Origin of the sequence: Falsiroseomonas sp. HC035 (assembly GCF_050563525.1) — a bacterium.
Classification (GTDB): Bacteria; Pseudomonadota; Alphaproteobacteria; order Acetobacterales; family Acetobacteraceae; genus Falsiroseomonas.
On the sequence record NZ_JBNXUN010000008.1, the window covers coordinates 45,309 to 66,651 of the forward strand.

Here is a 21,343-nt window from a genome sequence, read left to right on the forward strand (position 1 = left end):
CGACCATGACGGCCAGCGGGCGCGCCCTTCTCATCGTGGTGGTGGTCTCGGTCGGGCTCGCCACCTTCGTCGCCAGCCGGTTCATGCCGGATGGTGCGGGACCAACCGTCGCGGCGCTGCCGGCCGCGCTGCAGCCCGTCGCGGCACGAACTCCGCCGTCGCAGGCGCCCTCGCCTGCCGCTTCGGCCCCAGCCACCAATACCCAGGCTGCGTCGCCCCAGGCGGCGTCGACGATGGCCGTACCTGCTCCACCCGTTGCGGCACAGACGGCCATCGTGCCCGCCGCGCCCACGCCGCCGGAACCGCCGCGCTTCGACGTGGTGCGGGTTGGGGCGCGCGGCGGCGTGGTGGTCGCCGGCCGTGCGGCACCTGGGGCGGAGGTGATCCTGCTGCAGGATGGCCGCGAACTGGGCCGGGCACGCGCCGATGGTCGCGGCGACTGGGTCATCCTGCCCGCCGAGCCGCTGCGCCCCGGAAACCACCAGCTTTCCCTGCGGGCCCATCTTGGCGGGGTGGAGGTGGCCGGCGCCGAGACGGCGGTGGTTCTGGTTCCGGAACCCACGTTGGTGGCGGAAGCCCCACGGCCTGACAATAGCGCCTCCGTCGCCCGCGCCGAGGCCACCGCACGCGCCGATGTCGAGGCCCGCGCAGAAGCCGCGGCGCGCACCGAAGCCTTGGCCAAAGCCCAGGCGGCCGAACAGGCCGCCCGCGTTGCGCTGGCCGAACAGGTTGCGATCGCCACCCCCGCCGAGCAGGCCGCCCGCATCGCAGCCGCCGAACAGGCCGCCCGCGCCGCGTCCGCTGAACAGGCCGCCCGGGCTGCGTCCGCCGAACAGGCCACCCGCGCCGCGTCCGCAGAGCAGGCCGCGCGCGCTGACGCCCTGGCGCGGGAGGCCGCCGCCGCAGTGGCGGCACGCCTGGCACAGGATGCCGCGCGCGACGAAGCGCTTGCCCGAGCCGCCCTTGAACGGGAGGCTCAGGACATCGCGACCCGGCGGCTGGAGGAAGCGGTGCGCCTGGCGCAGCAAGCGGTGCAAACCGCGGAAGCCGCCGCACAGGTTGCGGAGGCCCAGGCGCGCGCCGCGCGGCAGGACCGCGCCGCCGCCCCGCCGGCCGCGGCCGTCGCCGAGGTGTCACGCCCGCTCGTGGTGGTGCTGCCGGCGGCCGAGACCTCCGCGCCTCGGATCCTCCAGGGCCGCGGCGCGACGGCCGATGCAGGGGCGAGCCTGGCGCTCGACGTGGTGGATTACGACACGGCGGGTAGCATCCGCTTCGCCGGCACCGCCCCACCCAACTCGGCGATCCGAGTCTATGTCAACGATACCCATGCCGGCGATGCCCAGGCCGATGCCGAGGGGCGCTGGGCGGTGGTGCCGCCCGTTGCGCCCGAGATCGGCCGGCACCGGCTGCGCGTGGACCAGATCGCGGCCAATGGCGCGGTGTCCGCGCGGATAGAATTGCCCTTCCAGCGCGACGATGTCTCGCCCGCCAGCGTCGCGGAAGGTCGGGTCGTGGTGCAGCCGGGGAACAATCTGTGGCGACTGGCGCGGGCCTCCTATGGCAGCGGCGTGCGCTACACCACGATCTTCGAGGCCAATCGCGACCAGATCCGCAATCCGGACCTGATCTTCCCGGGTCAGGTGTTCACCGTGCCGGCCCTCATGCCCGCCGATTCCAGACGGTCCAGATAGGGGTCAGTGGCCAGGGCGAAGCCGACCATGGCACTGACCAGGGCCGTGGCGGTGGCGGCGCCGTTTAATTCGACCGCCGTCTCCAGCCGCACCCGGTGGTCCGGCATCAGGCGCAGGCGCCAGCCTTCCGGCAGGTCTCCCGGCATGGCGCCGAGTTCGGCAAAGGCGCCGGGCCGCGCCGCCACCTGGTCGACCGTGTAGGGCACCGCCCCGGCCTGGATGCCGAGGCTGATGAGCCCCGGCGTCAGCGTGGCCTCGCAGCCGCGCCCGCGCCAGGCAAAGCGCAGCGCGGGCTGCCGGACCGGAGTCAGCGAGCCGTCATTGGCAACCAGGAAGGGTCCGTGAGGCAGGTGTTCCATGGACGCATGTTGTCCGGGAAGGGTGAACATACCATAACCAGCGGATGAGCCTTCTCTCCTCGATCCGCCTCGTCGTCGCCAAGCCGCATCCGGCCGGCCGTCCCTTCATCTATGGCGGCATCGCCGTGGCCGTGGTGGGCGGCTGGCTGCTGGGCGACTGGCTGTTCTGGCTGGGCGTCGCCTTCACCCTGTTCTGCCTGTACTTCTTCCGCGACCCGGAACGGGTGCAGCCCTCCCGCGGCCAGGTCGTGCTGGCGCCGGCCGATGGCCGTATCGTGCTGATCGGGCCGGCGGTGCCGCCGGAGGAACTCGGCCTCGGGCCGCAGCCGCGCTTCCGCGTCTGCATCTTCCTGTCGGTGCTCGACGTGCATGTGAACCGCATGCCGGTGGACGGCGTGGTGACGCGTATCGCCTATCGCGCCGGCGCCTTCCTCAACGCCAGCCTGGACAAGGCGAGCGTGGATAACGAACGCAATGCGATGGCGATCCGGATGCCGGATGGCCGTGACGTGGCGGTGGTGCAGATCGCGGGCCTGATCGCGCGGCGCATCCTGTGCCATGTGCGGGAAGGCGACCGGGTTCAGGCGGGCGACCGCTTCGGCATCATCCGCTTCGGCAGCCGCACCGACGTCTACCTGCCGGAAGGCGCGCGCCCGCTGGTGGAGCTCGGCCAGATCATGATCGGCGGTGAGACGGTGGTGGCCGAGTTGCTGCCGATGACCGCCCCGGTGCATCCGTGAGCGAGGAGCGCGAGGCGCGGCCGCCCGCATTGGCCAGCCTGCGGCGGTTCCGCCCGCGCACCCGGCCGCGGTTCGAGGGGCTGTCCTTCAACCGGCTGATCCCGAACATCCTGACCATGCTCGGCCTCTGCGCCGGGCTGGTCGCGATCCGCGCCGCCATCGAGGACCGCTTCGCGCTGGCGGCCGCGCTGATCGTGGCGGCCGCGGTGATCGATGGGCTGGATGGCCGCCTGGCGCGGCTCCTGAAGGCGACGTCCCGCTTCGGCGCGGAATTCGACAGCCTGGCGGATTTCCTGTCCTTCGGCGTGGCGCCGGCGATGGTGCTGTATCTGTGGTCGATGCAGGACCTCGGGCCGCTGGGCTTCGTGCCCTGCCTGCTGTTCGCGGTCTGCTCCGCGCTGCGTCTGGCGCGGTTCAATGCCTCGCTCGACATCGGGCCGGCGCCGAAGCCGGCCTATGCCTACAACTTCTTCACCGGCGTGCCGGCGCCGGCTGGTGCCGGCTGCGCGCTGTTCCCGCTGTTCGGCGCGCTGGCGTTCTCGGAATGGGGCTGGATCAACACCGGGCTGGCCATCCGCCATCCCGTGCTGGTCGGCATCGTGCTGGTGGTCTGCGGCGTGCTGATGGTCAGCACCCTGCCCACCTGGTCCTTCAAGAACTTCCGGATTCCGCGCGCCGCCGTTCTGCCGCTGCTGCTGGGTGCGGGGCTGTATGTGGCCCTGCTGGTTGCGGAGCCCTGGGCGGCACTAGCGGCGGGCGGGCTGATCTACCTCGGCATGCTGCCCTTCTCCGTGCGGTCCTACCTGACGCTGAAGCGGGAAGCGGAATCACTGTACGTGCCAGAGTCCGAGCCGGGTCCGGCTTGAAGCGGGCCCGCCCCGCGCCACCTGCCCTTGATCTGGAAAGGATCTGGGCATGGCGCGGGCAAGCTGGAACGGCGCATTGATTGCGGAGAGCGATCGCTTCGAACTCGTCGAGGGAAACGTCTATTTCCCGCGCGCGGCGGTGAAGCCCGAATACCTGCGGGAGGCCAGCAAGACCACGGTCTGCGGCTGGAAGGGCACGGCGCGTTATCACGACGTGGTAGTGGATGGGAAGGTCAATGCCGGCGCCGCCTGGTATTATCCGGAACCTAAGGACGCTGCCGCCAATATCCGGGACCACATCGCCTTCTGGCAGGGCGTCACCGTCGAGAAATGATGTTCTCGGTCTTGTAGTATTTAGCGCGGATCTTGTGACGATCGGCGCGACGATCCTCTGATACTGTTGTGCCAACCGCGGTTTTATTGACGCGGTTGTGGAACCCTTGCAGACAGGGGCACCGGAGCGTTGCGGCGGGTTATTCCAGCCGCATCGCCGTCCGGCGCATCTGGCACGGAGGAATCGCAGCACGCCGCGGCACGACGCCGCCCGACCGGCCTCGCCGGCACCAGCACCCCGCAGCCGAAGCTGACCAGCCGCCTGCGGCGGACCCATCAGGAATATTGGAATGAGCATACTGACCGTTGGCGAAGGCCAGCAATTCGCGACCATTGCCGCCGCCGTGGCGGCCGCGAAGGATGGAGACTTCCTCGCCATCGAGGCCGGCACCTACCGGGATGACTTCGCCACCATCAACAAGCAGATCACGCTGGAAGGCGTCGGCGGCATGGCGCTGCTGGAGGCGACGGTGGCGCCGGCGAACGGCAAGGCGATCCTCACCATCGGCGCTGACGTCACCATCCGCAATCTCGGCTTCTCCGGCGCCGAGGTGGCCGATGGCAACGGCGCCGGGATCCGCTTCGAGGGCGGCGACCTGGTGATCGAGGACAGCCTGTTCGAGGGCAACCAGATGGGCCTGCTGTCCGGGGCCGTGGAAGGCGGCAGCATCACCATCCGCGGCAGCGAATTCGCCGGCAACGGCACCGGCGATGGCCGCACCCACAATTTGTATGTGGGCGAGATCGCCCGCCTGACGATTGAAAGCAGCCACTTCCACGACGCCGTGGTGGGCCACCAGATCAAGAGCCGCGCGCAGGAGACCACCATCACCGGCAGCCGCATCGCCGATGGCGAGGCCGGGACGGGAAGCTATTCGATCGATCTGCCGGTGGGCGGCCGCGCCGTCATCACGGACAACGTCATCGAGCAGGGCGCGCAATCCGGCAACCCGGCCATCATCCATTTCGGGGGCGAGGGCCAGGCGCATGCCGGGTCGAGCCTGACCATCACCGGCAACCAGGTGGTGAACGCCCTGCAGTCGCCGAGCGCCGCGCTGCTGCTGAACCAGACCGACGTGCTGGCGAATGTCGCCGACAACGCGGTCCTTGGCCTGAGCGCGCAGCAGGTGGTGCGCGGGCTGGCGGAGGTCTCGGGGCTGGAAGTGCTGGACAGCGTCGCGGACCTGGCGGAGCAACTCGGGCTCCGGGCCGTCCAGGACGATCCCTGGGGCTGACCTCGCCACGCCACGTCGGCCTTGCGGCCCTCCCGTCTCCGCGCAAAGCTAGGTTGTTGCGTAGGCGGGAGGGACCATCGCCATGTCTTCAAGAATGGGAGTGACCGCGGCCGCGCTGGCCGCGGTGCTGATGCTGGCGCCGTCGGTTCGGGCACAGGACGCGGCGCTTCTGGCCCGCGGCAAGCACCTGGTGGAGGTGACCGGCGCCTGCGGCAACTGCCACACGCCGATGGGGCCGCAGGGCCCGGTGCCGGGTCTGACGCTGGCCGGTGGGACGGTGTTCGACGAACCCCCCTTCCGCGCCGTCGCCCCCAACATCACGCCGGACCCCGAGACCGGCATCGGCCGCTGGACCGACGCACAACTGGCCCGCGCGATCCGGGAGGGGCTTCGCCCCGATGGCAGCCTGATCGGCCCACCGATGCCGATGACGCTGTATCGCGGCCTGTCGGATCGCGACGTCGCGGCGATGGTGGCCTACCTGCGAACGGTGCCGCCGGTGCGCAACACGGTGGAGCGCAGCGTCTACCGCATCAGCCTGCCACCGGCCTATGGCCCGCCGGTGGCCAGCGTGCCGGACCCGGCGGACACAGCCCTGGCGCGCGGCGAATACCTGGCCAATGCCGTCGCCCACTGCATGGAATGCCACACGCCGATGCTGCCCAACGGGCACAACGACCGCACGCGGCTCGGCGCCGGCGGCATGGAGTTCCGCGGCCCCTGGGGCGTTTCGGTGGCGCGCAACCTGACGCCGCATGCGAACGGGCTTGGCGGCTGGACCGATGCGCAGATCATCACCGCGATCACCCGCGGCGTTTCCGCCGATGGACGGCCGCTGGCGCCGCCGATGGCCTTCGCGGCCTACGCGAACATGACGCAGCAGGAGTTGTCCGACCTGGTGGCCTACCTCCGCAGCCTGCCGCCGCAGCCATGAGCCTCCGCGGCAGCCTGCCCCTGACGATCCATGGTCAGCCGGTGACGATCACCGGCGGCCCCTTCGATTCCCTCCCCGACGGTGCCTTCGGCATCTGCCTGGAGGCGGGGGCGGCGAAGGCGGCGCAGGCGGACATCCTGCTGCCCACCGCCGATTACGGGCTGCCGGACCCTGAGGCGCTGCGCGCGGCCGTCGGCGCCGCGCTGGCGCAGTTGGAGGCGGACCCCGGCCGGCCGGTGCATGTCGGCTGCCGCGCCGGGGTCGGCCGCACCGGGCTGTTCATGGCCTGCCTGGCCAAGGCCGCCGGGGTGGAGGGCGATGCGCTGGCGCATGTGCGGGCGCACTACCTGCCGCATGCGGCGGAGACCCCGGCGCAGGAGGCGATGGCGCGGGATTTCCGCTGGCCCTGAGCGCGCGGAACACCCTTCCGTCGATCGCCAGCAGGCCCAGCCCGATCACCGCCATGCCGGCCAGGTGCCGCGTCGCCAGCGCCTCGCCCAGCGCCAGCCAGCCCAGCAGCAGCGCCGTCACCGGCACCAGCAGGGTCACCAGCATGGTGTTGGTGGCCCCTGCCCCGGCCAGGATGGCGAAGTACAGCGCATAGGCCAGCGCCGTCGCCAGCAGCCCGAGCGCGACCAGCGCCGCCACCGCATCGGCGCCCGGCGGCGGCAGGGTCCAGGGCCGGTCGAGCGCCAGCATCAGCGGCAACATCATCAGGCTTGATGCGATGCACTGACCCGCCGCCGCCGGCAGCGGTGCCAACCCGGCGCGGCGCAGGCGGCGCGACCAGACGCCGGACAGGCCGTAGGACAGGCAGGCGCCGAGGCACAACGCGATGCCCAGCGCCTCCGCCGCCGCGCCGCCCCCGAAGGCGGCGGGGCCGGCGAGGATGGCGACGCCCACCAGGCCCAGCAGCGTGCCCATCAGGCGGTTCGGCGTCAGTTTCTCATCCGCCGTCAGCGCATGCGCCGCCAGCACGGCGAAGATGGGCGTCGCGGCGTTGACCACGGCGGCGAGGCCGGAGGGAATGTATTGCTGGCCGAGCACGATCAGCGTGAAGGGAATGGCATTGTTCAGCAGCCCCATGCCGGCGCAGGCCAGCAGCCCGGCGCGGGATCGCGGCAGCCGCAGGCCCGTGGCGCGGCAGGCCAGCGCCAGCACCAGCGCGGCCAGGGCCACGCGGACGAAGACGATGGTCAGCGGCGGGAAGCCGCGCAGCGCGACGGCCATGAAGAAGAAGGACCCGCCCCAGACCACCGACAGCGCCAGCAGCAGGGCCCAGAGCCGGGCGTTCATCGGGGTGCTCATGGCCACCCGGATAGGCCGCGGCGCGGTGGCCGCGCCATCCGAAGGTTGCGCGGGTCTGCCCCGCGCGGCCGTTCAGGCGAAGCCGAACTTCTCCGTCGCCGCGGTCTGGCGGGCGATCGCCTCGGTGGTCTGCTGGCGGATGGTCTCCGGAGCGGCCGAAAGGTCCGCGACCAGCTGGTACAGCCGGCGTTCCGAAGGCGCACCGCGATGCACGCCCGGCGTCACGTAGAAGGGTGCGATTTCCGTCACCTGCGCGATCTCGGCGGCGGTGAGCGAAGCGTCCGAAGGTGCGCGCTTCACGTACCACTGGCGCAGCAGCACCGGAGTGCCGTCCATCATCGCCAGGGCGCCCTGGTTGCCGTGGTCGAGCCGCCAGCGGTCGCTGGTGACTTCCTCCAGGCAGATGTTCATGTCGAGGCCCGAGACCTTGGCCTGCCACAGCGTGCAGCCGGCCTTGCGGCCGGTGGCGGCGGGGCGCAGCCGGGGGCGGGCGCGGGCGGGGATGGACTTCTCGTCGAAGGCCGCGACCCACAAGGCGAGCAGACGCTCGATCTCCGCGGGTTGTTCGATGGCGCGCAGGGCGCGGGGGGCGTCAGGTCTGGTCGTGCTCATGTCCGGCGTGCCGCCACCACAATCCCTTGTGCTTTCAACGCCGCCACCTCCTCCGCCGTATAGCCGTGGCGGGCGAGGATGTCGTCGCCATGTTCGTTGAAGCGCGGTGGGGCGGCGCGCGTGCCGCCCGGAGTCCGGCTCATCTTGATCGGCGTGCCGAGGCCCCGGTAGCTGCCGAGTTCCGTGACCATCTGGCGATGTGCGGTATGAGGCGCATTCATCGCTTCGTCCACATGCAGAACGGGCCCGGCGGGCAATCCGGCCTTCAGCATGCGGTCACACAGGTCGTGCCCGTCCTCCGCCGCCAGCCGCGCCTCCAGGATTTCGGTCAGTGCGTCGCGATTGTCGAGGCGGTCGCCATTGGTGCGGAAGCGCGGATCGTCCGGCAGATGCGGCAGCGACAGGAAGGTGCAGAACTTGCGGAAGGCCGGGTCGTTGCCGACCGCGAGGAACACCTCGCAGGTCTTCGTCCGGTACTTCGAATAGGGCGCGATGTTCGGATGCGGATTGCCGGTGGCCTTCGGCCGGCGGTCGTTGAGGAAATAGTTGGCGGCCTGCGGATGCAGCAGCGCCATGCCGCAATCATGCAGCGACATGTCAAGGAACTGCCCCTGCCCGCTGCGCGTGCGTTCCTGCAGCGCCATCAGGATGGCGATCGCGGAATACAGCCCGGTGGCGAGGTCGACGATCGGCGTGCCCATCCGGGTCGGCCCGGTGCTGGCATCGCCGTTGATCGACATGAGGCCGACCATCGCCTGGATGATCGCGTCATAGCCGGGCAGCGCGCCGAGCGGGCCATCGGGGCCGAAGCCGGAGACCCGGCAATGCACAAGTCCAGGAAAACGCTTGGACAGCGTGTCGGCATAGCCGATGCCCCATTTCTCCATGGCGCCCGGCTTGTAGTTCTCGATCAGCACGTCGGCGCCCTCGAGCAGCCGCAGCAGCACCTGGCGGCCTTCCGGCTTGCCGAGGTCGAGCGCGATGGAGCGCTTGTTGCGGTTGACGCCGAGGAAATAGCTGGCCGTCTGTTCCTGGAAGGGCGGGCCCCAGTCGCGCACCTCGTCGCCCTGCGGCGGCTCGATCTTGATGACCTCCGCGCCGTGGTCCGAGAGGATCATGGTGCAGTAGGGACCGCCGAGGACGCGGGTGAGGTCGATGACCTTGAGGCCCGCCAGCGCGCCGGGCGACAGCGCCAGGCCTTTTCCCTGGGTGGTCGGGACGGCGTCGGTCATGCGGCCAATTTCCTGTCAAACACGCGGGCACAGAACTCCGGATAGGTTTCCAGCATCTCGTCGCAGACCGGGCCGCGCAGCAGCGCCAGTTCCTCCGGGGTCGGATCGGGCGTCTGCGGCACGTCATCCGCGGTGTCGAACTCGAAGCCCGTCGCGGCGCGAATGCTGTCGACCGTCTCGGCCGGATGGATGCTGGCCAGGGAGAAGCGGCCACGATCCGGATGAAAGGCGAAGACGCAGCGGCCGGTGACCAGCGCTTGCGCCGTGCCGCGGCGGAACACGCCGGGTTCGGACACGCCGGGGGCGGAGATGTTGTCCACACGCGGCACCAGCACCCGCGGCGAGTGTTCCTCCCGGAACAGGATGGTCCGCGGCGTCATGAAGTACATGAAGGCGGAGCCGAAGCTGCCCGGGAAGCGCACGCCGGTCCCGGGCCATTCGCCGGTGCCGACGAGGTTCAGGTTCGCCTGCCCGTCGATCTGCCCGCCGCCGAGGAAGAACAGGTCGATCCGCCCCTGGCCCGTCAGGTCGAACAATTCCCGCGAGCCCTCGCTGAACGGGTTGCCGGTGCGCTTGTGCAGCAGGGAAAGCCGAACGGGGTGCCCCTGCTTGCGCACGAGCCAGCAGGCCGCGGCGGGAATGGGGGACGCCGCGCCGACGGCGATGTGCCGGGCCGGCGGCGCGGCGGGGTCCAGGATCAGCCGGGCCAGGGCTGCGGCCAGGCGTTCTTCCAGCTTGATGGTCATTCGGCGGCCTGGGCGCGGGGCGCCAGCACGTAGCGGGAGAGATAATCCGCGAAGCCGGCCTCGGTCTTCGCCAGGCGGGCATAGTCGGCGATGTGGGCGGCGTCGAAGGGGTATTCGTCCAGCAGCGCCACCGGCCAGGCGCCGCGCTCGGCCACCGCCACCGCCTCCATGTAGGTGCCGCTGATGCAGCCGGGGGCGAGGCGCTCATCCTCCAGCATGTCGCCCTTCACCAGGCGCTCCACCGTGGCAAGGACGCGCTTGGAGGCATGCGCCAGCGTCGCCAGTTCGCGGCGGCGGCCGACCCACACATTGCCGGCCTCGTCCGCCATCACGCCATGGATCAGTGCGACATCGGGCGACAGCGCCGGCAGCAGCACAATCGGGTCACCCACGCCGTCGCCGAACGGGTTCGGCACCACCTTCCAGTCGGGCCGGTGCGCCAGGATGTCGCTGCCGATCAGGCCGCGCAGCGGCATGAAGGGCACGCCCTTTTCCGCTGCCTGCAGCATGGAATGGATCGCCGGGCAGGTGGCGTCGCGCACCGTGATGGTGCCGGCCTTCAGGGCCGCCGAGAAACGCGGCGCGAAGCCGGCCTCGCCGAGCGACACGGCGCTGGTCTGCACCTCCGCGACGCAGCCGGCGCCGATCAGCAGGTCCGTCGCGAAGCCGGAAACCGGCACGCCGAGCAGCCGCAACCGCTTCGCGCCGCGCCGCACCAGCGCCCGGGCCAGCGCGACGGAAGGCAGGGAGTTGTCGGGCGGCAGGGCCAGCAAAGCGCCATCCGCTATGGTGGCGGCCAGCGCATCGAGGGTCGGCGCTTCCATGCGTGTCTCCTTCGTCGCGTCTAACTAACCCTTCATGGCAGCCGCGCGAAGAGGGCGCGCGCATGCTAACGGCACGACGAGGAGACCGCCGCGATGGAACAGAAGGTGACCCTGGAAGGCCCGACGCTCGAAGGCCGGCGCCTGCGCCTGCGCCCCTGGCGACTGCCGGAGGATCTCGGCCCGCTGCACGAAATCAACGGCGACCCGGCCGTCATGCGCCACTTCCCTGCGGTCATGGACCGCGCCGAAAGCGATGCCTGGGCCACTCGCCTCGACGGCCACTTCGCCCAGCATGGCTGGGGCTTCTGGGTGGTGGAGACGACGGCGGCGCCGATGGCGGGCAGCGTCGCGGGCGTGGTCGGGCTGATGCACATCCCCTGGCAGGCGCCCTTCACCCCCGCCGTCGAGATCGGCTGGCGCATCGCCACCCGCTTCCAGCGCCAGGGTCTGGCCGAGGAAGCGGCTCGGCTGGCGCTGGCGCATGGCTTCGGGCCGCTCGGGCTGGAGCGCATCGTCGCCTTCACGGCGCCGGCCAACGAGGCCTCCTGGCGGCTGATGGAACGGCTGGGGATGAGCCACCAGGGCGCCTTCGAGCATCCGCGGCTGGCGGAGGGGCATCCGTTGCGCACGCACCACTGGTACGAGTTGGCACGCGCGGACTGGATCGCGCAGCGCCTCGGCGGCTGAACGAGCCAAGGTTACCGCTTGTCCATTCGTGGCAGCGGCCCCACCCTGTTCTCCATGAGACGACTGGCCCTGGCCCTGGCGGCAGCCGGTGCCGCCCCTTTCCTGGTCGCAGCCGCATCCCCTGGCGAGACGCCGGCGGAGTTGCTGCGGCTCGGCTGGCGCAAAGTAGTCTGGCAGGGCATCCCACCGACGACCTTCAGCGCGACCCCTGGCGGCGGCGTGCGGGTGCAGGGCCAGGCGCAGGCCGGCTTCGTGTTCCGCGCGGTCGAAGGCCCGGCGACCTGCCTCGCCTGGCGCTGGCGTGTCGATGCCGGGCCGCCACCGACGGACCTTACCCGGCGCGGCGGCGATGACCGCGCGATCACGCTGACGGTCGGCTTCAACGGCTTCGGACCCGGTGCCGGAATCGCGGCGCGGACGCAATTGACGATCGCCCAGACGGTGGCGGGAGACCATCGCCTGCCACGCAGCATGCTGTCCTATGTCTGGGGCGGCACCGGCCGGGAATCCGCCAGTGCGCCGCGCGGCTTCTTCGTCAACCCGTGGAGCACCGCCCTGTCCCGCGCCCGCATCCTGCGCCCGGCAGATGCGCCGCGCGGGCAGTGGGTGGAGGAACGGGTGGATTTGGCGGCCGATTGGCGCGCCGCCTTCGGCGGTGACGCGGTGCCGGCGCTGCAGGAAGTGGCAGTCGGCACCGACACCGACGACACCCGCAGCACCGTCGACGCGCGGGTCGAGAATATCCGCCTGGTGCCCTGCGGCTGAGCCGCGCCCGCCTTGCGCGCGGCGCGGCTTTCCATGTCGGCTGCCACCCCCCATCTTGGCAATGCCAGCGGAGCAGCCCGACCATGAAACTTCCTAGATGACAGTGAGCCGGGAGGAGTTCCGCGACGCGATGGCCCGCCTCGGCGCCGCGGTGAACGTGGTGACCAGCGCCGGGGCCGCCGGCCGCGGCGGCTTCACCGCCAGCGCGGTGTGCAGCGTGACGGACGACCCGCCGACCTTGCTGGTCTGTCTTAACCGCTCCTCCTCGGGCAATGCGCTGTTCAAGGCGAATGGGGTGCTCTGCGTGAACACGCTGGCGGCGGGACAGCGGCCGATCTCGGATGCCTTCGCCGGCCTCGGCGGGCTCACCGGCGAACAGCGCTTCAGCTTCGGCGACTGGACGACGCTGGCCACTGGCGCGCCGGTTCTGGATTCGGCGGTGGTATCCTTCGATTGCCGCATCGCCGATGTCGTGGAAAAGGGCACGCACAGCGTGTTCTTCGCGGAGATCCAGGCGATCCGGCAGGGCCAGCCGGGCCGCGCCCTGATCTGGTACGGCCGCGGCTACCACCCCGTCGGGCATGACGCGCTGGCCTGAACGGGTTGCGCCGGTCTAGATTCAGCGGAGCGGGATTCGGGACATCATGGACGACATTGCCGCGCCTGCCCGGCTTCCGTGGGACATTCACCCGGCCCTGACCGAGGACCGGCTTCGCATCTGCGCGCGCATGCTGGCCAATGCGCGGCGCGATGCGCTGGCCATGGCGGCCTATGACCTCGGCGACGATCCCTGGTCCGTCGGCTGCCGCGCCTTCGCCTTCGGCCGCAACCGCCTGACCCGCGCCGCCTCCTCCGGCGCCCACAACTGGCTCGGCGTGCTGGATGAATCGAACCACTTCGTCTTCCTGATCGAGGACGTGCCGGTGCGCTTCTACCGCGGACTGGCGGAGGAGCCCTCCGTCCGCACCCTGCGGCGGCATGAGGAGGAAACGGCGCAGATGTCGCTCGCCCTGCCCGGCGATGCGGCGGAAGGGCTCGCCTTCCGCCTGGCGGTCGAGACCGGCGAGGGCGGCCGCGTCGACCGCGTGGTGTTCCTGGCGCTGCGCGGGGAGGAAGGTGCGGCGGAGTGCTTCTGGCAGGTGCCGCTGGAGATGCCGGCGGAGGACCGGCCCCTGGGCGAGGGGCCGGCGCAGCTTCGCCTGCTGCCGGATGACGGCTATGCCGGACCGGGCGGGGAGGCACGCGGACGGCGCGACCCGGCGCGCCCGCGGCCGGCACGCGGCCCGGTAGAGGCAGGCCGCCTGTTCGACGTCTGAACCAGCTCCGCCAAGCCGGCACCCCCGGGAACCCACACCCGCCTCCGCGCTTGTTCTTCCCGGACACGGCGAGAGGGCGGCATGGGGCATTCACGGGTGGCGGATCAGGCATGGCGGGCGCCGGCGGCATGAAGCTGCTTCTGCTTCACAACCAGGGCGCCGGACCCGAATCCGTTCCGGGCGAAGATCTGCGGCGCACCTTCGGCGATGCGGGCTTCCAGGTCACCTACCGATCGAAACAGGACGATGCCGTTACCGACGAGGATCTGCGAACGGCCGACGTGCTGGTCGTGGCGGGTGGCGACGGGACAGTGGGCAGCGCCATGCGCCGCTTCCGCCACCGGATTGACCTGTTCAGCATCCTGCCGCTCGGCACGGCGAACAATATCGCCACTGCGCTCGGCATCACCGGCGACGTCGACGTGTTCGCGCGTGGCCTGCACGGGGCGGCGGAACAGGGCCTGGATGTGGGCCTCGCCGCCTGGCCGGGTGGCCAGCAGGATTTTCTCGAAGGCATCGGGGCCGGGCCGATCGCGGAAGCGATGGCGGCTGTGGAAGGGAAGGATCTGGACTCCCAGGCGGCAGGCCAGCTCAGCCGGGACCTGCTGCCGGACTTTTTCGCGCGCGCCCGGCCGAAGGGCTGGCGGGTCCGGGTCGATGGAGAACCCCTGCCGGACGACCTGCTGATGGTCGAGGTCCTGAACGGACCGCTGATCGGGCCGGGCTTGCTGCCGGCCCCGGGCGGCAAGCTGGGCGACCGCATCTTCGACGTGGCCTTCCTGCGCCCGCAGCGGCAGGCCGCCTGCGTCGCGGCCCTGCGCCAGGACCCTGTGCCACAACCGCTGCCGCTGGAGGTCGTGCGCGGCCGGGAGGTGACGATGGAGCTGTCCGATACCGTGCTGCGCATCGATGACTGCTTCGTGGATCGGGCGGATCTGCCACGGGACTTGCGCCTGTCCTTCGCGCCGGACCAGGTTCGCGTCCTGATCCCGGGAGGCGCCTGAGATGCACGACCAGGAGCAGATGCCGAACGAGGAAGACCTGCGCGCTTACGAACGGACCGCGGTGACGCTGGCCGACCTGGCCGGCGCGCGGATCACGGCGGCGCTCGGGCAGACGCTGAGCGTGCGCTACAAATCCGGCGCCACGGCCGACCAGTTCCGCGACCCGGTCTCCGAGGTCGACCAGGATGTGGAGCAGGTGATCCGCGCCCTGGTCGGCGAACGCTTCGCCGGGCACGACATCCTGGGTGAGGAAAGCGAGGAACGGCCGGGCCGCGGGCACGACATCGTCTGGGCGGTGGACCCGATCGATGGCACCACCAATTTCGTCAACGGCTTCCCGCTGTTCGCGGCCTCCATCGGCGTGTTGTGGCGCGGCCGGCCGGTGGTGGGCGCGGTGTGGTGCTCGACCAGCCACGCGCTGCGGCCCGGCACCTACCATGCGCGCCAGGGCGGGCCGCTGAGTTTTGACTCGGCGGCGCTGGACCTGGCGCCGAACCCGCAGGTGCGGCGACGGCTGGCCGGCGTCGGCGCCCGCGGCCTGGGCGAGCGACCGCCCTTCGACGTGCGCCGCACCGGCTCCGCCGCCATCGAATGCGCCTTCGTTGCGGCCGGGCTGCTCAGCCTGGCGCGGTTCGACACACCGAATGCGTGGGACGTGGCCGGCGGCATCCCGCTGGTCCAGGCAGCCGGCGGGCAGGTGCTGGTGCGGGGCAAGGCGGATTGGCTGGAATTTCCGGGCTTTCTGGAAACCGGGCCGGAGCCGGCGGATCTGCGGCGATGGAACCGTCCCATGCTGCTCGGCACGCCGGCAGCGATCTCGGCGCTGCACGCCTCGGCTTGAGCAGGTGGCGCCTTGGCGTTACGCCTTCCGCCATAGCCTTCAAGGATGCCCGACGTGACCGAAACCTGGGCCGGCCGCCTGCTGTCCATCCACATCGCCGGCGAAGCCTCCGCCCCGATGCAGACCCTGGCCGAGGCAAGGCTGGTCGAGGGCCATGGCATCGAGGGCGACCGCTACGCCAGCGGCCGCGGCACCTACAGCCACAAGCCGCACCAGGACCGGCAATGCACGCTGATCGAGGTGGAGACGCTGGAGGCGCTGGCCCGCGACCACGGCCTGGCGCTGGCGCCTGAGGAAAGCCGCCGCAACCTGACGGTGCGCGGCGTGCCGCTGAACCACCTGGTCGGGCGCGAATTCCGGGTGGGCGAGGTGGTGTTGTTCGGCGGCCGGCTGAACGTGCCCTGCCAGTACCTGGACGACCTGCTTGGCCGCCCGCTGTTCAAGCCGCTGATGAACCGCTCCGGCCTGAACTGCCGTATCGTCCGGGGCGGCGTCATTCGGCCGGGCGACACGATCCTGCCGGTGTAATTCAAGCCTCGAGCGCCGGCGAGCCATTCGGCGCTTGGCTTGTGCGCCACGTGGCGCGGCGGCCGCTCGGCCGGCTGCACCGGCCGCTGGAATCACGCCGCGTAGATCATCTTCCGGGTCATGCCGCCATCGGTCAGGAACTCGGCGCCGGTGACGAAGCCAGCCTCCGGCCCGACCAGCCAGGCGACCAGGGCGGCCACGTCCTCCGGCGTCCCGACGCGCCCGGCCGGGTGCTGGGCGTGGTCCTGCGGCCGCAATTCGTCGCCCTGCGTGTCGATCCAGCCGGGGCTGACGCAGTTCACCCGGATCTCCGGGCCGAGGCTGACGGCCATCGCATGGGTCAGCGCCAGCAGGCCACCCTTGGAGGCGGCGTAGCTTTCGGTATCCGGCTCCGACTGATGCCCGCGGGTGGAGGCGACGGTCACCACCGAACCCCGCGCCGCACGCAGCAGGTCCTCCGCCGCGCGGACCAGCAGGAAGCTGGCGGTGAGGTTGGTCCCGAGGACGCTGGACCACTCGGCCAGCGACAGGTCGCGCAACGGCTTGCGGATCATGAATCCTGCATTGGAGACCAGCGCATCCAGCCGGCCTTCCCGCGTACGGATATCCGCGACCAGCGCGGCCACGCCAGCTTCGTCGGCGACATCCGCGATGACGTGCCGCGGTCCGGGCGCCGCGTGGCAATCCGCACCCACCACCGCCCAGCCATCCCGCCGCAGCCGGGCCACGATGGCGGCGCCGATGCCACGCGCCGCGCCGGTGACGAGGGCGACGCGCTGCGAGGCTGGCATCAGCCGGCGCGCAGCCGCTCGGGGATCGGCAGGCCGAGGCGCAGCGGCACCGGCCACAACTCCCGCACGGTGCGGGTGATGCGGAAGCCGGCCTCGACGTAGTTCGGCAACGCACGCGGGTGGTCGGCGGTGCAGGTGTTCACCGTCAGCACGCGCGGTGCCTCCGCCCAGGCGGCGTCGATGGCGTGACGCAGCAGGGCACGACCGGCGCCACGGCCGATCGCGTGCGGCATCAGGCCGAAATAGGCGAGGTTGATGCCGTATTCGCCGCCGCGGCGGTCCAGCTCATAGAAGCCGGCCGGCTCATTGCCCTGGATCAGCACATGGATGCTGATCTCCGGCCGCGCCAGCAGCATCGCGATCTCGCTGTCCGGCACGGTGCGGCGCAGCCACCACAGGTAGTCGCGGCCGACCGTGTCGTAGAGATAGCGATAGAAGGGCACGGAACAGGCGGCGACGCGCTGCACCGTGGCGCCCGGCGGCAGGTCCGGCGCCGGTGTTTCCGGCGGTGCCGTCATGCGCAGGAAGGTGACGTCCACCTCCACCCGTTGCACCGGCTCGCGGATGCCGGTCCCGCGCGCCGCGGTCGCCATTGCTCAGTTGTCCAGGAAGCTGCGCAGCTTGCGGCTGCGGCTGGGGTGCTTGAGCTTGCGCAGCGCCTTGGCCTCGATCTGCCGGATGCGCTCGCGGGTCACGTTGAACTGCTGGCCGACTTCCTCCAGCGTGTGGTCGGTGTTCATGCCGATGCCGAAGCGCATCCGCAGCACGCGTTCCTCGCGCGGGGTCAGGCTGGACAGCACGCGGGTGGTGGCTTCGCGCAGGTTGGACTGGATTGCGGCATCCAGCGGGATGATGGCGTTCTTGTCCTCGATGAAGTCGCCGAGGTGGCTGTCCTCCTCGTCGCCGATCGGCGTCTCGAGGCTGATCGGCTCCTTCGCGATCTTCAGCACCTTCCGCACCTTCTCCAGCGGCATGCCGAGCTTTTCCGCCAGCTCCTCCGGCGTCGGCTCGCGGCCGATCTCGTGCAGCATTTGCCGGGACGTGCGCACCAGCTTGTTGATCGTCTCGATCATGTGCACTGGAATGCGGATCGTGCGCGCCTGATCCGCGATGGACCGGGTGATCGCCTGCCGGATCCACCACGTCGCGTAGGTGCTGAACTTGTAGCCGCGGCGGTATTCGAACTTATCCACCGCCTTCATCAGGCCGATATTGCCCTCCTGGATCAGGTCCAGGAATTGCAGGCCGCGGTTGGTGTATTTCTTGGCGATGGAGATCACCAGGCGCAGGTTGGCCTCGATCATCTCCTTCTTCGCCTGCGTCATGTCGCGCTCGCCGCGCGACACGGTCTGGTAGACGCGGCGGAAGTCCGGCACCGGCAGGCCGGTGTCGGCGGCGACGCGGGCGATCTCGGCGCGGATCGCCTCGGCGTCGTCCTTGGAGCGCTGGACGAAGGTCTTCCAGCCGCGGGTCTGCAGCTTGCTGATGCGCTCGAACCAGCCCGGATCCAGCTCGCTGCCGCGCCACTGTTCCAGGAACTCCTCGCGCTTCACCTTCTGCGCTTCCGCGAGGCGCAGCACCTGGCCTTCAAGCGTGGTCTGGCGGCGGTTCAGGCCCTTGAGCTGGTCGACCAGCTCCTCGATGCGGTTGTTGTGGAGGTGCACCTTCTCCACCAGCGCCACCAGCTCCTGGCGCTGCTTCTCATAGGTCTTCTCGTTGCGCTGGGAGGTCTCGCCGCCCGAGGTGTAGGCATCCATCCGCTTGGACGAAAGCTTCTGCAACTTGCCGAACAGGCTCTCGATCTGCTCGAAGGCGACCAGCGCTTCCGGCTTCAGCTTTTCCTCCAGCGCGGACAGCGAAAGCCCGACGCCCTCGGCCGCCTCGTCGCCTTCCTCGTACTCCTCCTCCGGCGGCGGCGTGCCCTCGGGCGTGTTGGCGCCGGCCGTCGCCTCCAGGTCGATGACATCCCGCAGCAGCATGCGGCCTTCCTTGACCGCGTCGTGCCAGGCGACGATGGCCTTGAAGGTCAGCGGGCTCTCGCACAGCCCGCCGATCATCATGTCGCGGCCGGCCTCGATCCGCTTGGCGATGGCGATCTCGCCCTCGCGCGACAGCAGTTCGACGCTGCCCATCTCGCGCAGGTACATGCGGACGGGATCGTCGGTGCGGCCGAGGTTGGCCTCGTCGACGTTGCCGCCGGATTCCTCCTCGTCCTTGTCGTCGTCCTCGGCCTTGGCGGCGGGCTTGTCGACCGCTGCCTCGCCATCCTCCGTCTCCTCGGATTCCACCACGTTGATGCCGAGTTCATTCAGCGTCGCCATGGTGTCCTCGATCAGTTCGGAGGAAACCTGTTCGGAGGGCAGGGCCGCGTTGATCTCGTCATAGGTGACGTAGCCGCGTTCCTTGCCGCGTGCGATCAGCTTCTTGACCGCGGCCGTCAATGTATCGAGCAGAACACCTTCCACCGCTTCGTCGCGTCCTTCTGCCGTGTCGGCGCCATTCGCGGCCTTGCTCGCCATGCCTGTTCCCGCTCCGTCAACGGCGCCGTGGCGAGGTGCGGCTGGCGCCACACCCGGCCTGCGCGAATTCGCCACCCCAACCCCAGGCCCAATCCAAGGCACGTCGCATCTGCCGCTTGGCCATCGGGCTAATGACCGCTTGGAACCGGGGCCTGGAGGCCGGCATCCTCGGCCCCCGCCTCCGTCCATTCACCTCGCCGCAGCGCCGCCAGGGTCAGGTTCAGCCGGATCAGGCGCTGCTGGGCCCGGGTCTGGGCCACCGCGTCGGTCGCCTCGACCCAGGCGCGCTGCGCCTCGCCCCGGTCTTCCTCCAATTCGGCTTCGCCACGCAGAAGGCCGTAGAAGTGCCACCAGGCGTCCAGCGCATCGCTTGGCTGGGCGTCCACGCCGGCCGCTTCCGGCAGCCCTTGCTCCCGCAGCAATCCCGTCGCCAATTCCGCCATTCCTCGGCCGGCGAGTTGGTCCATCAGAAGCGCCGAGTCAAGTTCGCGGCCCTCCGCCAGGAAGGCCAGGACCAGGGCGCGGCATTCATCAAGCCGGGCCTCGCCGAGATCGACCGCGGCGAAGCATTCCTCGACCTCCGCCAGCAGCCAGGGGTGGCGCAGCGTGATGGCGAGCAACGCCGCGGCCTGGGCGGAGCGGGTGCGGGCCAGGGTGATGGCCGGGCGGTTGCGCGGCGGCGCCGGCGGCTTGCGGCCGGGCGCGCCGTTGCGGCCCATCGGCGCGCGCGTCGCGGCGAAGAAGCGGTCCATCAGGCTGCGGCGGTACTCCGCCGCCAGCGACTTGTCCGGGATCAGCGCGGCGACCTCGGCCAGCCGATTGCGCAGCGCCGCGCGCTGTTCCGGCGTGGTGGCGGGGCGGCCTTCCGTCAGCAGCGCGAACAGCGCCTCCGACAGGGGTCGCGCGCCGTCCAGCACCGCGTTGAACGCGGCGGGGCCGCCGCGGGAGACGAGCGTATCCGGGTCCTCCCCCTGCGGCAGCGTCGCCAGGCGCAGCGTGCGGTCCGGCGTCAGCAAGGGCAGGGCGGCTTCCGCGGCGCGCGCGGCGGCGCGACCCCCGGCGGCGTCGCCGTCGAAGCACAGCACGGGCTCCGGCGTCAGGCGCCACAGCTCCTCCATCTGCTCCGCCGTCAGCGCCGTGCCGAGCGGCGCGACCGCGGCGTGAAAGCCCGCCTGATGCAGGGCGATGACATCCATGTAGCCCTCCACCACCGCCACCTTGGCGCCGCGGAAGGCGCCTTCGCGCGCCAGGTCCAGGCCGTAGAGCTGGCGGCGCTTGGAGAACAGGCCGGTCTCCGGCCCGTTGACGTATTTCGGCTGGCCAGCGCCCAGGATACGGCCGCCGAAGGAGATGGTTCGGCCGCGGCGGTCTCGGATCGGGAAGATGACGCGGTTGAAGAACAGGTCGGTCGTGCCCTCACCGCCCTCGCGTTCGCGCAGCAGCCCGGCCTCCACCAGCTGGTCCTGGGTGATCCCATCGGCCTTCAGTTCGGCGGCGAGCACGCCGCGGCCGGCGCCGGACCAGCCGAGGCCGAAGCGCTCGATCGTCGCCTCGGTCAGGCCGCGCCGCTTGAGGTAGGCCAGCGCCTCCGCGCCCTCCGCCATGCGCAGGCGGCGGCGGAAGGCGGCCTCCACCGCCTCCAGCACGCCATGCAGGTCGCGGGCGCGGCGTTCACGCGCGGCGGCCTCGGGCGTGGCTTTCGGGATCTGCAAGCCGGCCTCGGCGGCCAGGCGTTCCACGGCCTCGGGGAAGGTCTGCCCCTCCGCCTGCATGACGAAGCTGATGGCATCGCCATGCGCGCCGCAGCCGAAGCAGTGGAAGTGGTCGTCATAGACGTAGAAGGACGGAGTCTTCTCACCGTGGAAGGGGCAGCAGCCCTTCCAGTTCCGGCCGGATTTGGTCAGCCGGGTCTTCCGCTGGATCAGCGGCGCCAGCGGGGTGCGCGCGCGAAGTTCCTCGAGGAAGTTGGGGGGCAGCGCCATGCTGCCCCTGTGTTCAGCGCGCCGATGCCC

At 70.8% G+C, this 21,343-nt stretch carries 23 protein-coding genes and 1 pseudogene; 14 read left to right on the forward strand and 10 right to left on the reverse strand.

Going from position 1 to position 21,343, the window contains the following annotated elements; translation table 11 throughout:
* Nucleotides 1-5 precede the first annotated feature (5 nt).
* Nucleotides 6-1,691 carry a LysM peptidoglycan-binding domain-containing protein gene (locus ACLF3G_RS17445; protein ID WP_430670682.1) on the forward strand — a complete coding sequence of 562 codons (1,686 nt, stop codon included), beginning with the start codon at nucleotides 6-8 and terminating at the stop codon, nucleotides 1,689-1,691.
* Here the strand turns inward: ACLF3G_RS17445 and ACLF3G_RS17450 are convergent.
* The gene (locus ACLF3G_RS17450) at nucleotides 1,637-2,050 is read right to left on the reverse strand and encodes a hypothetical protein (RefSeq protein WP_430670683.1); all 414 of its coding nucleotides are present in this window, start codon (nucleotides 2,048-2,050) and stop codon (nucleotides 1,637-1,639) included. The two genes, ACLF3G_RS17445 and ACLF3G_RS17450, sit on opposite strands and share 55 nt — an antisense overlap.
* A gap of 44 nt (nucleotides 2,051-2,094) precedes the next feature.
* On the opposite strand from ACLF3G_RS17450, the gene ACLF3G_RS17455 reads away from it, so the two are divergent.
* From ACLF3G_RS17455 to ACLF3G_RS17480, 6 genes and pseudogenes are all read left to right on the forward strand, one after another.
* Nucleotides 2,095-2,790: a phosphatidylserine decarboxylase gene (locus ACLF3G_RS17455; RefSeq protein WP_430670684.1), complete on the forward strand. Its 696-nt coding sequence runs from the start codon at nucleotides 2,095-2,097 to the stop codon at nucleotides 2,788-2,790.
* Nucleotides 2,787-3,656: a CDP-diacylglycerol--serine O-phosphatidyltransferase gene (pssA, locus tag ACLF3G_RS17460; protein WP_430670685.1), complete on the forward strand. Its 870-nt coding sequence runs from the start codon at nucleotides 2,787-2,789 to the stop codon at nucleotides 3,654-3,656. The genes ACLF3G_RS17455 and pssA overlap by 4 nt, the downstream gene beginning before the upstream one ends.
* A gap of 49 nt (nucleotides 3,657-3,705) precedes the next feature.
* Nucleotides 3,706-3,990, forward strand: coding sequence for a DUF427 domain-containing protein (locus ACLF3G_RS17465; protein ID WP_430670686.1), 285 nt, complete (start codon nucleotides 3,706-3,708; stop codon nucleotides 3,988-3,990).
* A gap of 289 nt (nucleotides 3,991-4,279) precedes the next feature.
* On the forward strand, nucleotides 4,280-5,224 hold the full coding sequence (locus ACLF3G_RS17470) for a right-handed parallel beta-helix repeat-containing protein (RefSeq protein WP_430670687.1): 945 nt from the start codon (nucleotides 4,280-4,282) through the stop codon (nucleotides 5,222-5,224).
* A 94-nt stretch (nucleotides 5,225-5,318) separates the two neighbouring features.
* Complete coding sequence (locus tag ACLF3G_RS17475; RefSeq protein ID WP_430670688.1) at nucleotides 5,319-6,158, forward strand: c-type cytochrome; 840 nt, start codon at nucleotides 5,319-5,321, stop codon at nucleotides 6,156-6,158.
* A pseudogene (locus ACLF3G_RS17480) lies at nucleotides 6,155-6,427 on the forward strand (hypothetical protein); the annotation flags it as partial. The gene ACLF3G_RS17475 and the pseudogene ACLF3G_RS17480, both read left to right, overlap by 4 nt.
* 10 nt (nucleotides 6,428-6,437) lie before the next feature.
* Here the strand turns inward: ACLF3G_RS17480 and ACLF3G_RS17485 are convergent.
* The 5 genes from ACLF3G_RS17485 to ACLF3G_RS17505 all read right to left on the reverse strand — a co-directional run bounded on the left by ACLF3G_RS17485 (nucleotide 6,438) and on the right by ACLF3G_RS17505 (nucleotide 10,880).
* Nucleotides 6,438-7,466, reverse strand: a complete 1,029-nt coding sequence (locus tag ACLF3G_RS17485) for a DMT family transporter (protein WP_430670689.1) — start codon at nucleotides 7,464-7,466, stop codon at nucleotides 6,438-6,440.
* 72 nt (nucleotides 7,467-7,538) lie between these two features.
* Nucleotides 7,539-8,078 carry a hypothetical protein gene (locus ACLF3G_RS17490; protein WP_430670690.1) on the reverse strand — a complete coding sequence of 180 codons (540 nt, stop codon included), beginning with the start codon at nucleotides 8,076-8,078 and terminating at the stop codon, nucleotides 7,539-7,541.
* Nucleotides 8,075-9,310 (reverse strand): CaiB/BaiF CoA transferase family protein, encoded by a 1,236-nt coding sequence (locus tag ACLF3G_RS17495; protein ID WP_430670691.1) that lies wholly within the window; start codon nucleotides 9,308-9,310, stop codon nucleotides 8,075-8,077. Before ACLF3G_RS17495 ends, ACLF3G_RS17490 begins: the two co-directional genes overlap by 4 nt.
* Entirely contained in the window at nucleotides 9,307-10,056 is a 750-nt protein-coding gene (locus tag ACLF3G_RS17500) for a CoA-transferase (protein ID WP_430670692.1), read from the reverse strand. The genes ACLF3G_RS17495 and ACLF3G_RS17500 overlap by 4 nt, the downstream gene beginning before the upstream one ends.
* The gene (locus tag ACLF3G_RS17505) at nucleotides 10,053-10,880 is read right to left on the reverse strand and encodes a CoA transferase subunit A (RefSeq protein ID WP_430670693.1); all 828 of its coding nucleotides are present in this window, start codon (nucleotides 10,878-10,880) and stop codon (nucleotides 10,053-10,055) included. The genes ACLF3G_RS17500 and ACLF3G_RS17505 overlap by 4 nt, the downstream gene beginning before the upstream one ends.
* Nucleotides 10,881-10,973: 93 nt before the next feature.
* Between ACLF3G_RS17505 and ACLF3G_RS17510 the strand changes: the two genes are divergently transcribed.
* The 7 genes from ACLF3G_RS17510 to ACLF3G_RS17540 all read left to right on the forward strand — a co-directional run bounded on the left by ACLF3G_RS17510 (nucleotide 10,974) and on the right by ACLF3G_RS17540 (nucleotide 16,021).
* On the forward strand, nucleotides 10,974-11,567 hold the full coding sequence (locus tag ACLF3G_RS17510; RefSeq protein ID WP_430670694.1) for a GNAT family N-acetyltransferase: 594 nt from the start codon (nucleotides 10,974-10,976) through the stop codon (nucleotides 11,565-11,567).
* A 54-nt stretch (nucleotides 11,568-11,621) separates the two neighbouring features.
* Nucleotides 11,622-12,332, forward strand: coding sequence for a DUF3047 domain-containing protein (locus ACLF3G_RS17515; RefSeq protein ID WP_430670695.1), 711 nt, complete (start codon nucleotides 11,622-11,624; stop codon nucleotides 12,330-12,332).
* 97 nt (nucleotides 12,333-12,429) lie between these two features.
* Nucleotides 12,430-12,930: a flavin reductase gene (locus ACLF3G_RS17520; protein WP_430670696.1), complete on the forward strand. Its 501-nt coding sequence runs from the start codon at nucleotides 12,430-12,432 to the stop codon at nucleotides 12,928-12,930.
* 46 nt (nucleotides 12,931-12,976) lie between these two features.
* A complete protein-coding gene (locus tag ACLF3G_RS17525) occupies nucleotides 12,977-13,648 on the forward strand; it encodes a hypothetical protein (RefSeq protein ID WP_430670697.1) in 672 nt (223 codons plus the stop codon).
* Between the two features lie 128 nt (nucleotides 13,649-13,776).
* Nucleotides 13,777-14,652 (forward strand): diacylglycerol/lipid kinase family protein, encoded by an 876-nt coding sequence (locus tag ACLF3G_RS17530; RefSeq protein WP_430670698.1) that lies wholly within the window; start codon nucleotides 13,777-13,779, stop codon nucleotides 14,650-14,652.
* Between the two features lies 1 nt (nucleotide 14,653).
* Nucleotides 14,654-15,493, forward strand: coding sequence for an inositol monophosphatase family protein (locus tag ACLF3G_RS17535; RefSeq protein WP_430670699.1), 840 nt, complete (start codon nucleotides 14,654-14,656; stop codon nucleotides 15,491-15,493).
* Between the two features lie 54 nt (nucleotides 15,494-15,547).
* Nucleotides 15,548-16,021 (forward strand): MOSC domain-containing protein, encoded by a 474-nt coding sequence (locus ACLF3G_RS17540; protein WP_430670700.1) that lies wholly within the window; start codon nucleotides 15,548-15,550, stop codon nucleotides 16,019-16,021.
* Between the two features lie 92 nt (nucleotides 16,022-16,113).
* Here the strand turns inward: ACLF3G_RS17540 and ACLF3G_RS17545 are convergent, their stop codons facing one another.
* From ACLF3G_RS17545 to dnaG, 4 genes are all read right to left on the reverse strand, one after another.
* On the reverse strand, nucleotides 16,114-16,812 hold the full coding sequence (locus tag ACLF3G_RS17545; RefSeq protein WP_430670701.1) for an SDR family oxidoreductase: 699 nt from the start codon (nucleotides 16,810-16,812) through the stop codon (nucleotides 16,114-16,116).
* On the reverse strand, nucleotides 16,812-17,405 hold the full coding sequence (locus tag ACLF3G_RS17550) for a GNAT family N-acetyltransferase (protein ID WP_430670702.1): 594 nt from the start codon (nucleotides 17,403-17,405) through the stop codon (nucleotides 16,812-16,814). Before ACLF3G_RS17550 ends, ACLF3G_RS17545 begins: the two co-directional genes overlap by 1 nt.
* Nucleotides 17,406-17,408: 3 nt before the next feature.
* Nucleotides 17,409-19,331, reverse strand: a complete 1,923-nt coding sequence (rpoD, locus tag ACLF3G_RS17555; protein WP_430670703.1) for an RNA polymerase sigma factor RpoD — start codon at nucleotides 19,329-19,331, stop codon at nucleotides 17,409-17,411.
* A 128-nt stretch (nucleotides 19,332-19,459) separates the two neighbouring features.
* Nucleotides 19,460-21,313 (reverse strand): DNA primase, encoded by a 1,854-nt coding sequence (dnaG, locus tag ACLF3G_RS17560; protein WP_430670704.1) that lies wholly within the window; start codon nucleotides 21,311-21,313, stop codon nucleotides 19,460-19,462.
* Between the last annotated feature and the right edge of the window lie 30 nt (nucleotides 21,314-21,343).

Coding starts and splice junctions, on each gene's coding strand:
- ACLF3G_RS17530 (WP_430670698.1), top strand. CDS start 13,777: ATGAAGCTGCTTCTGCTTCACAACCAGGGCGCCGGACCCGAATCCGTT.
- dnaG (WP_430670704.1), bottom strand. CDS start 21,313: ATGGCGCTGCCCCCCAACTTCCTCGAGGAACTTCGCGCGCGCACCCCG.
- ACLF3G_RS17490 (WP_430670690.1), bottom strand. CDS start 8,078: ATGAGCACGACCAGACCTGACGCCCCCCGCGCCCTGCGCGCCATCGAA.
- ACLF3G_RS17485 (WP_430670689.1), bottom strand. CDS start 7,466: ATGAGCACCCCGATGAACGCCCGGCTCTGGGCCCTGCTGCTGGCGCTG.
- ACLF3G_RS17445 (WP_430670682.1), top strand. CDS start 6: ATGACGGCCAGCGGGCGCGCCCTTCTCATCGTGGTGGTGGTCTCGGTC.
- ACLF3G_RS17550 (WP_430670702.1), bottom strand. CDS start 17,405: ATGGCGACCGCGGCGCGCGGGACCGGCATCCGCGAGCCGGTGCAACGG.
- ACLF3G_RS17500 (WP_430670692.1), bottom strand. CDS start 10,056: ATGACCATCAAGCTGGAAGAACGCCTGGCCGCAGCCCTGGCCCGGCTG.
- ACLF3G_RS17475 (WP_430670688.1), top strand. CDS start 5,319: ATGGGAGTGACCGCGGCCGCGCTGGCCGCGGTGCTGATGCTGGCGCCG.
- ACLF3G_RS17510 (WP_430670694.1), top strand. CDS start 10,974: ATGGAACAGAAGGTGACCCTGGAAGGCCCGACGCTCGAAGGCCGGCGC.
- ACLF3G_RS17545 (WP_430670701.1), bottom strand. CDS start 16,812: ATGCCAGCCTCGCAGCGCGTCGCCCTCGTCACCGGCGCGGCGCGTGGC.
- rpoD (WP_430670703.1), bottom strand. CDS start 19,331: ATGGCGAGCAAGGCCGCGAATGGCGCCGACACGGCAGAAGGACGCGAC.
- ACLF3G_RS17495 (WP_430670691.1), bottom strand. CDS start 9,310: ATGACCGACGCCGTCCCGACCACCCAGGGAAAAGGCCTGGCGCTGTCG.
- ACLF3G_RS17465 (WP_430670686.1), top strand. CDS start 3,706: ATGGCGCGGGCAAGCTGGAACGGCGCATTGATTGCGGAGAGCGATCGC.
- ACLF3G_RS17455 (WP_430670684.1), top strand. CDS start 2,095: ATGAGCCTTCTCTCCTCGATCCGCCTCGTCGTCGCCAAGCCGCATCCG.
- ACLF3G_RS17525 (WP_430670697.1), top strand. CDS start 12,977: ATGGACGACATTGCCGCGCCTGCCCGGCTTCCGTGGGACATTCACCCG.
- ACLF3G_RS17450 (WP_430670683.1), bottom strand. CDS start 2,050: ATGGAACACCTGCCTCACGGACCCTTCCTGGTTGCCAATGACGGCTCG.
- ACLF3G_RS17515 (WP_430670695.1), top strand. CDS start 11,622: ATGAGACGACTGGCCCTGGCCCTGGCGGCAGCCGGTGCCGCCCCTTTC.
- ACLF3G_RS17470 (WP_430670687.1), top strand. CDS start 4,280: ATGAGCATACTGACCGTTGGCGAAGGCCAGCAATTCGCGACCATTGCC.
- ACLF3G_RS17505 (WP_430670693.1), bottom strand. CDS start 10,880: ATGGAAGCGCCGACCCTCGATGCGCTGGCCGCCACCATAGCGGATGGC.
- ACLF3G_RS17535 (WP_430670699.1), top strand. CDS start 14,654: ATGCACGACCAGGAGCAGATGCCGAACGAGGAAGACCTGCGCGCTTAC.
- ACLF3G_RS17520 (WP_430670696.1), top strand. CDS start 12,430: ATGACAGTGAGCCGGGAGGAGTTCCGCGACGCGATGGCCCGCCTCGGC.